The 12,053-nt window shown below is 52.1% G+C and carries 12 protein-coding genes; 4 read left to right on the forward strand and 8 right to left on the reverse strand.

Translation table 11 applies throughout. The features are described 5' to 3' along the window. The first annotated feature begins 295 nt into the window (after positions 1-295). A complete protein-coding gene (locus tag ABYW01_RS00620; RefSeq protein ID WP_193954421.1) occupies positions 296-553 on the forward strand; it encodes a hypothetical protein in 258 nt (85 codons plus the stop codon). 263 nt (positions 554-816) lie between these two features. Here ABYW01_RS00620 and ABYW01_RS00625 read toward each other — a convergent pair whose 3' ends face one another. Genes ABYW01_RS00625 through ABYW01_RS00640 form a run of 4 tightly spaced genes read right to left on the reverse strand, consistent with a single transcriptional unit; the run spans position 817 to position 3,500 of the window. Beyond that, complete coding sequence (locus ABYW01_RS00625; protein WP_193954422.1) at positions 817-1,281, reverse strand: peptidylprolyl isomerase; 465 nt, start codon at positions 1,279-1,281, stop codon at positions 817-819. Beyond that, positions 1,278-1,967, reverse strand: coding sequence for an alpha/beta hydrolase (locus tag ABYW01_RS00630; protein ID WP_372830613.1), 690 nt, complete (start codon positions 1,965-1,967; stop codon positions 1,278-1,280). Before ABYW01_RS00630 ends, ABYW01_RS00625 begins: the two co-directional genes overlap by 4 nt. Next, entirely contained in the window at positions 1,964-2,605 is a 642-nt protein-coding gene (gene pdxH / locus ABYW01_RS00635; protein WP_372830614.1) for a pyridoxamine 5'-phosphate oxidase, read from the reverse strand. The genes ABYW01_RS00630 and pdxH overlap by 4 nt, the downstream gene beginning before the upstream one ends. Before the next feature lie 43 nt (positions 2,606-2,648). Continuing rightward, entirely contained in the window at positions 2,649-3,500 is an 852-nt protein-coding gene (locus tag ABYW01_RS00640) for a fructosamine kinase family protein (protein WP_372830615.1), read from the reverse strand. Positions 3,501-3,538: 38 nt separating this feature from the next. On the opposite strand from ABYW01_RS00640, the gene ABYW01_RS00645 reads away from it, so the two are divergent. Next, the gene (locus tag ABYW01_RS00645) at positions 3,539-4,222 is read left to right on the forward strand and encodes a hypothetical protein (protein WP_372830616.1); all 684 of its coding nucleotides are present in this window, start codon (positions 3,539-3,541) and stop codon (positions 4,220-4,222) included. A gap of 63 nt (positions 4,223-4,285) precedes the next feature. Here ABYW01_RS00645 and ABYW01_RS00650 read toward each other — a convergent pair whose 3' ends face one another. Genes ABYW01_RS00650 through ABYW01_RS00660 form a run of 3 tightly spaced genes read right to left on the reverse strand, consistent with a single transcriptional unit; the run spans position 4,286 to position 6,834 of the window. Next, positions 4,286-4,936 carry a DUF2959 domain-containing protein gene (locus tag ABYW01_RS00650; protein WP_372830617.1) on the reverse strand — a complete coding sequence of 217 codons (651 nt, stop codon included), beginning with the start codon at positions 4,934-4,936 and terminating at the stop codon, positions 4,286-4,288. Continuing rightward, positions 4,933-5,946: a hypothetical protein gene (locus ABYW01_RS00655; RefSeq protein ID WP_372830618.1), complete on the reverse strand. Its 1,014-nt coding sequence runs from the start codon at positions 5,944-5,946 to the stop codon at positions 4,933-4,935. The genes ABYW01_RS00650 and ABYW01_RS00655 overlap by 4 nt, the downstream gene beginning before the upstream one ends. Positions 5,947-5,985: 39 nt before the next feature. After that, the gene (locus ABYW01_RS00660; RefSeq protein WP_372830619.1) at positions 5,986-6,834 is read right to left on the reverse strand and encodes an alpha/beta fold hydrolase; all 849 of its coding nucleotides are present in this window, start codon (positions 6,832-6,834) and stop codon (positions 5,986-5,988) included. A gap of 215 nt (positions 6,835-7,049) precedes the next feature. Here ABYW01_RS00660 and ABYW01_RS00665 point away from each other — a divergent pair, with 215 nt between their 5' ends. Together ABYW01_RS00665 and ABYW01_RS00670 are read left to right on the forward strand one after the other, a co-directional pair. Further along, positions 7,050-8,330 (forward strand): efflux RND transporter periplasmic adaptor subunit, encoded by a 1,281-nt coding sequence (locus ABYW01_RS00665; RefSeq protein ID WP_372830620.1) that lies wholly within the window; start codon positions 7,050-7,052, stop codon positions 8,328-8,330. After that, a complete protein-coding gene (locus tag ABYW01_RS00670; protein ID WP_372830621.1) occupies positions 8,327-11,473 on the forward strand; it encodes an efflux RND transporter permease subunit in 3,147 nt (1,048 codons plus the stop codon). Before ABYW01_RS00665 ends, ABYW01_RS00670 begins: the two co-directional genes overlap by 4 nt. 95 nt (positions 11,474-11,568) lie before the next feature. Here the strand turns inward: ABYW01_RS00670 and ABYW01_RS00675 are convergent, their stop codons facing one another. After that, a complete protein-coding gene (locus ABYW01_RS00675) occupies positions 11,569-11,931 on the reverse strand; it encodes a PilZ domain-containing protein (protein ID WP_372830622.1) in 363 nt (120 codons plus the stop codon). Positions 11,932-12,053: the final 122 nt, after the last annotated feature.

Below are 12,053 nucleotides of genomic sequence, written 5' to 3' on the forward strand. Positions count from 1 at the left end.
AAAATCACGTTCAAACCGTCAAAATCTTTTATTGAATACTCAAAAAGCACACTTAGCCTTATAGAAACGTATTAATAGATCAAATAGTTCTAAAAACAACTCAAATAAAACTCTTTAAAAACAACAAGTTACAAACAAATCCAAAACATATTACACCCCCTGCAAAAACCTTAAAAATCTCTTAAAAAACAATCACTTAACAACCATAGAATCTGGCCGAAAATTTGTGATAGATCATTATTAGATTTATAATGATCATATATTAAAAATAAACATTCATCAGAGGATTAAGACGATGCAAGAACGTGAAATAAAGTTGCTTTTTAAGGCAGGTGTTTTCGATTCTTGTCAGGCTATTCCGATCTCAATGGCACGTGGATGGACGCTAAAATTCATCACGAAACAGAGCGAAGTCATCACGCTCGAACTGCAACGTTCAAAAGATGAGCGTGAGTTTAAAAGCCTTGATGGCGCCGCAGCCGTCGCTCGGCGAATAGGTTTTGAATGGCTGAACGTACAAATTGGTGATCTGAAGTGGCGTGAGAAAGTCTGATTTTTCGTGATTGCTCACAGAAAAGGATCAGCGACGCCTGCGTGTTAGATACATGCGTTGTTTTGCCCGTTGAGTGTCGGGGCGATAGCATTTGTCTGATCGATAAGACACACGGGATCAAGCCGGAACTTTTATAAGGTCTGGGCAGATATCTGCGGAAAAAGTGTAGAGCTAAGCCTCTGAGCACAGGCCTGAACGGCCGGAACCTGATCAGGTCCCGGTGGGTGGATAGCTATCGACGTGTTGTGATAGCCATCGGCAGATTACAAACTGATACGACCCGCATCCAATTCATCTGCGGTCGCTTCGCGTACATCGATCACTTCTACGTCAAACGTCAGTGCTTTGCCTGCGTAGGGGTGGTTACCGTCAACGGCGACTTCTTCATCGTTAAATTCAACAACCGTCACCAATTGAAGTTCACCGTTTTCATCTTCGACCTGACAGGGTAAGCCAACCTTCAGCTCCATACCTTCAAACGCTGAACGGTTCAGGATCTCTACCAGATCTTCGTCACGCTCACCGTAACCCTCTGATGGCATCAACGTTACCGTAAACTTATCCCCAACCTCATGACCTTCCAACGCCTTTTCCAGCCCCGGAACGATGTTGTTATGGCCATGCAGGTACGGCAAAGGCTCACCACCGCGCGATCCATCCAGTACTTTTTTCTTGCGATCGATCAGTGCGTAGTGAAAGGACACAACGCGGTCCTTGGTAATATTCATGCAAATGACTCCTTTAATTCTAAAACCTGTGAGATCCAGTGGCCCAGCTCGTTCAGCTCTTCTGGCGATACTTCATGGGCTATCGGATAGTTATGCCATTCGGGTTCATAGCCCTGCTGTTCCAGCTCCAACACCGCCTGCTCTCCCAGAGAATAGGGCACAACATCGTCCATCACACCATGTGCAAGCCAGATCGGCAGCTTAGCATTCGCCGCCGTTTTATCTTCTCTGATACGCTGGCTAGTCGCGATATAAGTGGATAAAACAACCAAGCCGCCCAGACGCTGGGGATAACAAAGCCCGGCATGGTAGGCCACTGCGCCACCCTGTGAGAACCCTGCCAGAATAATCCGCTCGGGTTGTATGCCCCGTGCAATTTCACGGGCGATCAGCGCATTGACCTGCTCTACCGATACCATCAGGCTGTCTTCATCGATCTTACGTTCAATATCAATCGATAAAATGTCGTACCAGGCTGGCATTGGCCAACCGTTGTTGATGGTGACCGGGCGCACCGGGGCATGAGGGAAAACAAAACGTATCTGTGCCTCTGCCGGTAAATTGAGAAATGGAACAGCAGGCACAAAATCATCGCCGCTGGCCCCTAAACCATGCAGCCATATGACCGCCGCATCGGCTTCGCCCTGAGGTTCAATAATCTCTGTTGGTAGCAGGGTATCTGTCATGGCTGTAACCGCTCAATGATCCACTGATTATTTTCAAGACGATAAGTAAAGCGATCATGCAGACGATTTTCACGCCCCTGCCAGAACTCAAAGCGGGTCGGTTTCAAAATATAACCACCCCATTCTTCCGGATGGGGAATATCACCATCCGGATGGGCATCCTGCAATGCCTGAACTCGTGACTCAAGCGTTTCACGGCTGTCCACAACCGCACTCTGACAAGAGGCAGCAGCACTCAGACGGCTACCGACAGGACGCTCGTTAAAGTATTTCTCACCCTGTTCAAGTGGCAACTTTTCCACCGTTCCCTGCACACGCACCTGACGCTCCAGACCGTACCAATAGAACATCAGTTCTGCCTGAGGATTTTCCGCCAGCTCCTGACCTTTGCGGCTGCGGTAATCGGTATACCAGGCAAAGCCCTGATCATCAAAATGCTTCAACAACACAATACGCGCCGATGGCATACCACTTTTACTGGCCGTTGCCAGTGTCATTGACGTGGAGTCATCCGGCGAAACCTCTGTCGCCTTTTTCATCCACAGGGCAAACTGCTCTACCGGATTATCCTGCAATTCTTCGCGTTGCAGGGCTTTGGCCACATACTCGCGGCGCAAAGCGGTGTAATCGTTGCTCATCGTCTATCTCTTCATAACAGGTGTGGGTCCCGGCTCACACGATTTATGTATAACGCCGGAGAATCGTCTCTACCTCATATTGGTAACTACGACCGAATAGGGAGAGATGGTTCAGTAAATGCCATAAATTGTAAAGCTCTATCCGGTCTCGCCAGTCAGGCAAGACTGATGAATTGGCTTCATATGCGTCATAAAAGTCCGGCTCAAACCCACCAAACAAACAGGTCATTGCCAACTCAGCTTCAGGCCATCCCTGATAGACCGCCGGATCAATCAACACCGGCCAACCATCGGGTCCGGTAAGAACATTGCCCGACCACAGGTCACCGTGAAGCAGTGCAGGCGCCTGCTCGGGAATAAGGTCCGGCAGGCACTCACTGATGCGCTCAATTCGATTCAGATCGCCCAGGGAAAGCAACGCTTTATCCACACAGATCTCTCCCAGATATCGCAGACGGTGTTCAGCAAAGAAACGATACCCATCAGCACATTGAGTATTGGGCTGACGGGTCGCGCCACACCAAGTGTCATGCGCATAGCCGAATAGGTCCATCGACCGGCGATGCTGATAGGCCAACCCCTCACCCAAACGGACCATGAATGCGGGCTGGCGATGACCTGCTGGCAGATATTCCATCAACAAACTTTGTTCGGAATACCAGTAAACATGCGGAACCGTTATCCCCCCGGCCCTGCCTAGCGCTTCCAATCCGTCCGCTTCCGCAGCAAACTGAGGCGGCTCAGCATCTTTTTGCTGCTTTAAGAAATACTGCTGGCCATCACTCAGTGTTATGCAGAAGCATTGCGCTATGCAGCCACCACTCAGAGGGACCCCAGACAGAATACTGAGTGCTTTTGACTCAAGCCAAGCTTGTAAGGCATCGTCAGATAACATACAAAGGAACCTCAGCAACCCATGGATTTCGTGTGAATATGCGTATTGCTCTACTGATAATTGTGGCGCTTTTTGTCTCCGGATGCAGTCCCGATAACGTCCGCTCCTTTAATATTCGCAATCTTGCCAAATCGGATATCGATATGGTTGCCGATAGCCACCGTCAGGAACTGAATACACTGATCCGTCAATTGACGATCAAGCTGTATAAACGTAACCCTCGGGAACTGTCTAAAACACCACGTATGACCGTTGATCTGCGTGTACAACAGATTCTGGCACCGCCGCCCTCAGGAGGCTATCCCGAGCTACAGGGACGTTCGGGTAATGATGCAATGCAACTGGCACTGACTGAAAGCTACCGAGGGGACCGGGTATTTGCCCTGATGGCCGGCATTCGCTCAATGATTGATGCCGCTTTTGGCTATAAGCAGGAGTTTTTTCTACTGGACGAACTGGACCAGCAAAAGCTCTACAACAGCGCCCGAAATCTGGAAACGGTGGCGTGGCAACTGAACAACCGGAAGAACGCATCAGGTCAGCCACTGCTGCTCGCCAACGGCATCTCCCGCGAGGGGATCATAAACCTCAGCTTTGAACGGGTGCTGGGCAAGATGATTGCTCTGCAGGATATGCTGGCAACAATCATCGCCGATACAACAGACCGTAACATTAAGAACGTTGTACATAAGGCCGCATCGCTGACCTTCCTGCCAATCTGAACGAAAAAAGGCGCGGTTAATCCGCGCCTTTTTCAGTCAGTTATTTCGCCTGTCGTTTATCGCTTAACGGCTTTCCATCGACCGGATAAACGCATCAGATTCCTTAATCGCCAGCTGCATATCCCGCATCAACAAGTTGATCTCCTGACGCATACCGCTAAATTCGCCTTTCAACGCGCCAATCGCCCGGGCATTCAGGTTATGCTTGAGGTACAGCACGTTGTCCTGCAACGAAGATAAAACCGGATCCATACGCTTCTCCGCACGCTTCATACTGCGCAGCAACTCAGCGTAGCGCTGGCGGGTTTCACGTAACTTACGGGCACTCTGATTACGCAGCTCCCGGCTGCTGTATTTATCCAGCTCTTCGTTCCACTCTTCAAACAGATCTGCGGCAACGGTTTCGACTTTTTCGATCCGGTTACGTACGTCAGACGCGGCATCCACACTGTCGTCATACTCGGCTTTCAGCTCGTTGTAGACCTTATCCAGCTGACCACCATCAAACTGCACCACTGAACGAAACTGCTCCAGCGCATCCTGAAACTGCTCCTGCGCATCGGCTTGTGAGTCGCGAGCATCCACTACCCGGTCCACCAGAATGTCCCGTTTATGCACACCAACCTGCTCCATCGCTGAGTAGTAAGCGGTCTGGCAACCGGTCAGTGCAACCAGCAAAGTGGTGCTCAGCAAAGCACGAATTATCAGTTTCATGAGTGTCCTTCCGTTTCTTCCAGAGGTTTATTGATCTGGATATCAAAAATCTTATGGTTTTCGTTCAGCAGCAGTGTCACATCGGCCCGTCCCGGCATCTCATCCAGCATATGGCGGGTCAGTCGTTCGTAATGCTGGATAAAACGTTTGATCTGCCCTTCGTCCATGATCCGCAAGTGGTCCGTGGGCTGCTGCGTATCGTAGATATATTTCACCCGCTCAGCCAGTTTCTTCTCCTGCAGAGAGCGCCATTCAAAAACAGCGTCCATACTAGGCACTTTCAGCATCAGCAAGACATCCATCATCGCGTACAGGCTTGCATACTCTGCCTGCAACTGAGCGTTGACGTAACGGCGCCACTCCGCGTCCTGATCTTCATGCTGTTCCAGTTCATTGATCGCAGAAGACAGCGCGTCCTCAGTCTGTGGCGTTGCTCCCACACACCATCCCTCAAGTACAATCACATCGGCCGGACCAAACCATTCCTGCCACACTTCAGAGGAACAGCGATCATCGATCGATTTATCAAACACCGGAATCTTAGTGACCCGGCTATCATCGCCACTGCACAGGGATTCCAGAATATCGATCCCAAGCTGAACGTCATGTGTACCAGGCACACCCCGCGTGGCCAACAACGGATGGATATCCTCACCCAGCTGTTCACGTTCAGCATGGGTGCGATACAGATCATCAATGGAAAAACCCACGACCTTAAGGTCGAACCCTTCGGTCAAAATCACTTCCAGCAGGTTAAACAGGGTTGATTTCCCGGCGCCTTGCGCACCGTTAATCCCCACGACCAACGGCCCGGGTTGCAGCTGTTTACGACGCGCCAGCCACGCCCCCAACGGCACATAAATAGACTCAAACATCTCCACCAACCCGATATCCACTTTCAGGGACTCAAGGGTGGAAGCAAACGCCTTTTCAACCGCATCAACGGCATAACGGCGCTCTTTATAACTGAGACAAAGCTGCTCTTCAGGCCAGTGGGTTAATACACTCATCGATACCTCTACTACGCGTTATTATTATAATGTTCAGCCTTAGCGCTGATGTCGGCGCAACCAGTCTTGCACCCACTGGATCTGATCATCTTCCATCAAAGACGGCGCATGACCAATACCCGGCAGGCTTAATAACTCCATCTCAGGTCGTTGTGCCTGCATCTGTTGCACCGTATCGGCGCTGAGGATATCTGATTCCTCTCCCCAGATCAGCGCCTGATGACAATTCACGGCCTGCCAGAAGAGTGAAAGATCGATGTCATTCGCGGCATTGGCTGCCGTGGCGGTCGCGATGGCCGGGTCATAATGAATCGCCAGCTGTCCGTCGTCCAACTCCCGCACACCGTGCTTAGCCAGATGAGCCCACTGCTGATCGCTGATATTTTTCAGGGCGGTGTAGTTCATACGCATAAACTGTTCCACCTCCTGCATGGAAGCAAAACGCTTATCGCCCAGATATCCACTGATACGCTGCAACGCACTGCTGGGGATAAAACTGCCCACATCATTGATAATCAGGCTGTGGATAGGTGAATTTGGCATCGCCGCCAGACACATCCCAATAATGCCACCCATGGATGTGCCCAACCAATCGACTTTATCAACGTCCAGGCGCGCTAACAGCGCAGTCATATCACTCAGATACTGAGGGATACCATACTCCACGCCTGCCGGTAACCAGTCAGATGTACCACGCCCCACCACATCCGGACAAATAACACGGTAGTCCCGCGCCAGTACTTTGGCGATATCATCAAAATCACGACTGTTGCGCGCCAGACCATGTACGCACACCAACACCCGATCGTTTTCGGCGCTGCCCCACTGACGGTAAACCATGCGGTGAAAACCCTGCCCATTAAGGCAGAGCACTGAATCCGTATGCATTGATTGCCTCCCTGCGTGGCACAGAAGGTTCCTGTGTACGCCGTAGATGATTGAACTAAATAAGAAAGTGGTTCGTACTGTAAAGAATCTAAAGTATCACGCGGTTAAGAATTGTAAAGTTGGCTGGTAGCAACATGAATATCCGCTAATATAGGGCGACGGTTAATGTTATAAGGCCCGCACCCCATGCGGACATACAGGGATATACTGAATCTATGACGCAGGCTCTTCAGTCGGGGCAACAACGCACCCGTTCATCCACGTTTTTTAAATGGCTGCTGCCACTGTTGTTCATTGCCATCGCAGTCGCTGTTTTCATGTACATGCGCGCAACCAAACCGCAGGCGCCTTCGCGCCCGGTTGCTGAAAAGATCTGGGCCGTCAGCGTCACCCCAGCCAGTCTCGAAGCGCATCAGCCTGAACTGGTCCTGTATGGCAAAGTAGAAACGCCACGCATGAGTACGCTGTCCGCTGCTGTGACGGCCTATGTACAAACGGCTCCTACGGACGCTGGGCGCACCTTCAGCGCCGACGAAACCCTGCTGCAACTGGATGACCGCGACATTCGTTTGCTGGTTGCCCAGCGTGAAGCGGATCTGCACAATGCTGAGGCCCAGCTCTCCGCCGAAAATGTGCGTTATAACGCGGATCTGAAAGCCCTCAAGATCGAAAAGAACCTACTGGCGCTGAGCAAACAGAGTGTCAGCCGAATCGAAAACCTGAATAAACGCAATCTGACCAGTCAGGAACAACTCGACAACGCCCGTCGCAGCGCCCAACAGCAGGCATTATCCCTGAATACCCGTCAGCAGGCGATCAACGACCACCCCAACCGCCTGAAACAGATCACCGCCAGTGTTACCCGTACAAAAGCACTCTACGACACCGCCTTACTGGACCTGGAACGCACCCGTATCAGCACCTCTTTTGATGGTCGTATTGCTCAGCTGCATGTCGCACCGGGTGACCGGGTACGCAGCGGTGATCCGCTGTTGACGGTCTACGGCCTTGATCGCCTTGAAGTCCGTGCACAAGTACCCTCTCGTATCCTTCCGCTGATCCGCAATGCACTGAACGATCAGGGCACGATCAGCGCCAGCAGCCAACTGGATGAACAGCAATTGGCTCTGCAGCTGGACCGTCTGGCCGGTGAGGTCAACAGCGGCCGTGCCGGGGTGGATGCCTTTTTCCGGATCGAATCCAGCACATCACTGCCTGAACCCGGCCGTTCCGTGGCGATTGATCTGAAATTACCCGTGCAGCAAAACGTTGTCGCGCTGCCACCGCAGGCCCTGTACGGCACCAACCGTATCTACCGGATTGTCGATGATCGACTGGAAGCCATCGACGTAGAACGTGTGGGTGACATCACCACCGACAGCGGTAAAACCCGCATTCTGGTGCGCAGTGCCGATCTGCAGCAAGGTGACAGCGTTGTTACGACCCAGCTACCGAACGCAATCTCGGGCCTGAAAGTACGCGAGGCTGGGAAATGAAAACCTATCAGGGACCGCTGCAAAACCTGACAGCGGTTTTCGCCTCACACCGGGTGGCCGCCAATTTGCTGATGGTGCTGATGATCCTGGCCGGTATCTGGGGCATCAAGAAACTCAATACCCAGTTCTTCCCCAACTTTGAGCTGGATATCATCACCATTCAGGTAACCTGGAGTGGCGCGGCCGCTGAAGATATCGAACGCTCGATCATCCTGCCGATTGAGGAAGAACTAAAATCCCTGCCCGATATCGATACCTACTACTCAACCGCCAATCAAAGCATTGCCTCGATCCGTCTGGAAGTGAAAGAGGATGCGGACAGCGACTTCCTGCTCGATGAAGTGAAGCAGAAGATCGACAGCATTGAGCAGGACTTGCCCGGGGATGCCGAACGCCCGCTGGTACAGAAGATTATCCGCTATGAAAATGTCGCCAGCCTGCTGGTCTCCGGCGATAACGTCGCTCTGGACGAATTGCGGCCGATGGTGCGCGAGTTTGAACACCAATTACTTCAGGTAGGTCTGAGCAAGATTGAATTCACCGGTCTGCCTGATCAGGAGATCGCTATTCAGGTGCCATCACGCCAGCTACATGAGCTGGACATGACCCTGAACAATGTGGCCACCAGCATCCAGCAACGCAGTATCGACCTGCCTGCCGGTACCGCGGCCAAAGGTGATGGCTCGCGCCAGATTCGTAGTTTGAGCCAGCAACGAGACGTTGAAGGCTTCCGTCAGCTGCCACTGTTTACCGACGAAAGTGGTCGTCTGATCCGCTTGGGCGATGTCGCCGATATCGAACTGCGCCCCAAAGACAAACAGATCGAGCTGTTCTATCAGGGTTCACCCGCGGTACTGGTGCGCGTGCGCCGTACTGAAAACGAAGACACCCTGAAAACGGCCAAAATCCTCAACGATTGGCTGGCAAAAACACAACCGCTGTTGCCACCCAACATCAAGATTATCGCCTTTGACGAACGCTGGCAGCCGGTAAAAGAACGTATCAATCTACTGCTGAAAAACGGTCTGGGTGGTCTGGCGCTGGTCATCTGTATCCTCTTCCTGTTCCTCAACGCCCGCGTCGCCGCGTGGGTCACCGTGGGGATACCGATCTCCTTCCTCGCCACACTGGCGGTGCTGTATGTTATCGGCGGCTCGATCAATATGATCAGCCTGTTTGGTTTGATTATGGCGCTGGGGATCATTGTCGATGATGCGATTGTCGTCGGCGAAGACACCCTCACCCACTTGAAGATGGGAGAACCCGGTCTGCAGGCTGCCATTGGTGGTGCCCACCGGATGTTGCCCCCCGTAATGGCCTCCTCCATGACCACCATTGCCGCCTTCCTGCCCTTGCTGCTGCTCGAAGGACGCATTGGTAATATCCTGATCGATATTCCCACGATCATTATCTGCGTGATTGTGGCCTCGCTGATCGAGTGTTTCCTGATCCTGCCTGGGCATCTGCATCACAGCCTGCACAAAGCCTCTGATCTGCATCCGTCCAAACTGCGTCTTAAACTGGATGCCGGTTTTGAGCACTTCCGCGATCAGATTTTTCGCCCCGTTGTGACGCGTGCACTGGAATTTCGCTGGGCCACCATTTTCGGTGCGTTCGCCATATTCCTGATAGCCATAGCCCTGGTTGCAGGTGGTCGTATCAAGTTTAACTTTTTCCCCGCCGTGGAACGGGAAAGCATTACTGCCAACGTGCAGTTTGCTGCCGGTACCGATCGCGCCAGTGTGTCTGACTTTCTGAATCACCTCGATACAACACTGTGGGAGACCGATGCAGAGTTGGATGAAAAGGTGGTTAAAGTCGCCTTTATTCAGGAACGTCAGGCCGATTTTAGTCGCACCAGCGTGAACTCGTTTAAAGGCGATGAATTCGGTGCCCTGAAGATCGAGGTCTATTCCGCCGACAGCCGCGTCACCACCAATAAACAATTGATTGCCGCATGGCGGGAACGTATTCAGCTGCCACCGGGGATCGAAAAATTCTCTATCGATCAGGCACGCTCAGGACCGTCCGGCAAACCAATTGAGGTCAAACTGACCGGCCCCAACATGGACAACCTGAAAGCCGCATCGCTGGAGCTGCAAGATGTTCTGAAAAGTTACAATGGCTTGTCTAACGTGGATGACGATCTGCCATTTGGTAAGTCTCAGCTGATCTATGAACTCACCCCAGCGGGCAAAGCCGCAGGGTTAACGCTACAAGCGGTGGGTCGCCAGTTACGCGCCTCATTTGATGGTATTGAAGTACAAAGCTTCTATACCGGTCAGGAAGAGGTCGAGGTCCGGGTCGTACTACCCAATGCCGAACGAGACCGCTTACGTGCCGTGGAACAGCTACCGATCATACTGCCCAACGGCGGCACCACCTTGCTGGCGAACGTCGTGCAGTTCCGCGCCAAACAAGGCCTGGATACTCTGCAGCGCGTAGACGGTCAGCTGGCACTCAATGTCACGGCGGATCTGGATGAGGCCGCGGCCAACGCCAACGAGATTATCGCCTCACTCAAAGCTAAAGAGCTGGATACGATTACCAGCCGGTACGGTATTCAGGCCACCTTTGAAGGCGCTAACAAGCGTGAACGCCGCACCATGGCCGACATGCAGATGGGCGTATTCCTCGCGCTGACGCTGATCTTTATCATTCTGGCGTGGGTATTCGCATCTTACACCTGGCCGATTGCGATCATGCTCGCGATTCCGCTGGGGCTGACCGGCGCTATCCTCGGTCACGGCTTACTCGGTATTGATCTGACTATTCTGTCACTGTTTGGCTTCTTTGGACTCTCAGGCATCGTAATTAACGACTCTATCGTCCTGATCACCTTCTATAAGAAGCTGCGCAGCACCGGTATGGAAGTGCGTGAAGCGGTGATTGAAGCGGCCTGTCAGCGTCTGCGCGCCGTACTACTAACCTCGCTGACCACTATTGCAGGTCTGACACCGATCCTGTTCGAAACCTCATTGCAGGCCCAATTCCTGATCCCGATGGCGGTATCCATTGTATTTGGTCTGGCCTACGGTACGGTACTGATCCTGCTGTTCGTACCGTCGATGTTAACGGTGATCGAAGGCGGCCGGGCCATGCTTGGGCGTAAACCGGAAGTGTCGTTGAATCTGGATGCCTGAGGCGAGAAAACCGCTTGAAAGAATGGGCAAATAGGGAGCGTTTAACGCTCTCTATTTGCGGTATATGATCAAATGCGTTAAATGGAATGCGCGGATTACAACGCCCGCGTCAGGGTATAGTCGTCGAGTGTCTGACGAATCAAGTTGCTGGACTGCTCATCCATACTGAGTGCTTTAAATCCCATCTGATACAGGTCCTGCCGTTTTCGTACGGTATGGATCAATCGACAGTGACTGCGTACCGGTAACGCCTGTAATCCGAAATAGATATCCACCTCTATCGGAAACGCGGGTTTATGTGCCTGAACAGCGTGGAACATCTGGTCATTTCCCTCGACCAACATCCCCCCCACACTGAGATTAAGTATTATCACGTCTACCGACACATTCTCCGACAAAATCATTTCTGCGGGCAATTTGGTCGGCATACGTGGATGCATGCGAAGTTCTGAGTGCATCTGTGACTCCTTTTCTGCTCATCACTCAGGATAGCAAAGCGATGATTGAGTGGCCGTTCAGACCGCCAAAATCGCCGCAAATACTGATCTGATCAACCAATCCGTAGGGTCTCAAACTGTAA

Origin of the sequence: Pontibacterium sp., from assembly GCF_041587635.1 — a bacterium.
In the GTDB taxonomy this organism is placed as follows: domain Bacteria; phylum Pseudomonadota; class Gammaproteobacteria; order Pseudomonadales; family Balneatricaceae; genus Pontibacterium.

What these genes read in the sequence shown, in the direction of transcription:
- ABYW01_RS00620 (WP_193954421.1), top strand. Translation starts at nt 296, where the DNA reads ATGCAAGAACGTGAAATAAAGTTGCTTTTTAAGGCAGGTGTTTTCGAT.
- ABYW01_RS00625 (WP_193954422.1), bottom strand. Translation starts at nt 1,281, where the DNA reads ATGAATATTACCAAGGACCGCGTTGTGTCCTTTCACTACGCACTGATC.
- ABYW01_RS00630 (WP_372830613.1), bottom strand. Translation starts at nt 1,967, where the DNA reads ATGACAGATACCCTGCTACCAACAGAGATTATTGAACCTCAGGGCGAA.
- pdxH (WP_372830614.1), bottom strand. Translation starts at nt 2,605, where the DNA reads ATGAGCAACGATTACACCGCTTTGCGCCGCGAGTATGTGGCCAAAGCC.
- ABYW01_RS00640 (WP_372830615.1), bottom strand. Translation starts at nt 3,500, where the DNA reads ATGTTATCTGACGATGCCTTACAAGCTTGGCTTGAGTCAAAAGCACTC.
- ABYW01_RS00645 (WP_372830616.1), top strand. Translation starts at nt 3,539, where the DNA reads ATGCGTATTGCTCTACTGATAATTGTGGCGCTTTTTGTCTCCGGATGC.
- ABYW01_RS00650 (WP_372830617.1), bottom strand. Translation starts at nt 4,936, where the DNA reads ATGAAACTGATAATTCGTGCTTTGCTGAGCACCACTTTGCTGGTTGCA.
- ABYW01_RS00655 (WP_372830618.1), bottom strand. Translation starts at nt 5,946, where the DNA reads ATGAGTGTATTAACCCACTGGCCTGAAGAGCAGCTTTGTCTCAGTTAT.
- ABYW01_RS00660 (WP_372830619.1), bottom strand. Translation starts at nt 6,834, where the DNA reads ATGCATACGGATTCAGTGCTCTGCCTTAATGGGCAGGGTTTTCACCGC.
- ABYW01_RS00665 (WP_372830620.1), top strand. Translation starts at nt 7,050, where the DNA reads ATGACGCAGGCTCTTCAGTCGGGGCAACAACGCACCCGTTCATCCACG.
- ABYW01_RS00670 (WP_372830621.1), top strand. Translation starts at nt 8,327, where the DNA reads ATGAAAACCTATCAGGGACCGCTGCAAAACCTGACAGCGGTTTTCGCC.
- ABYW01_RS00675 (WP_372830622.1), bottom strand. Translation starts at nt 11,931, where the DNA reads ATGCACTCAGAACTTCGCATGCATCCACGTATGCCGACCAAATTGCCC.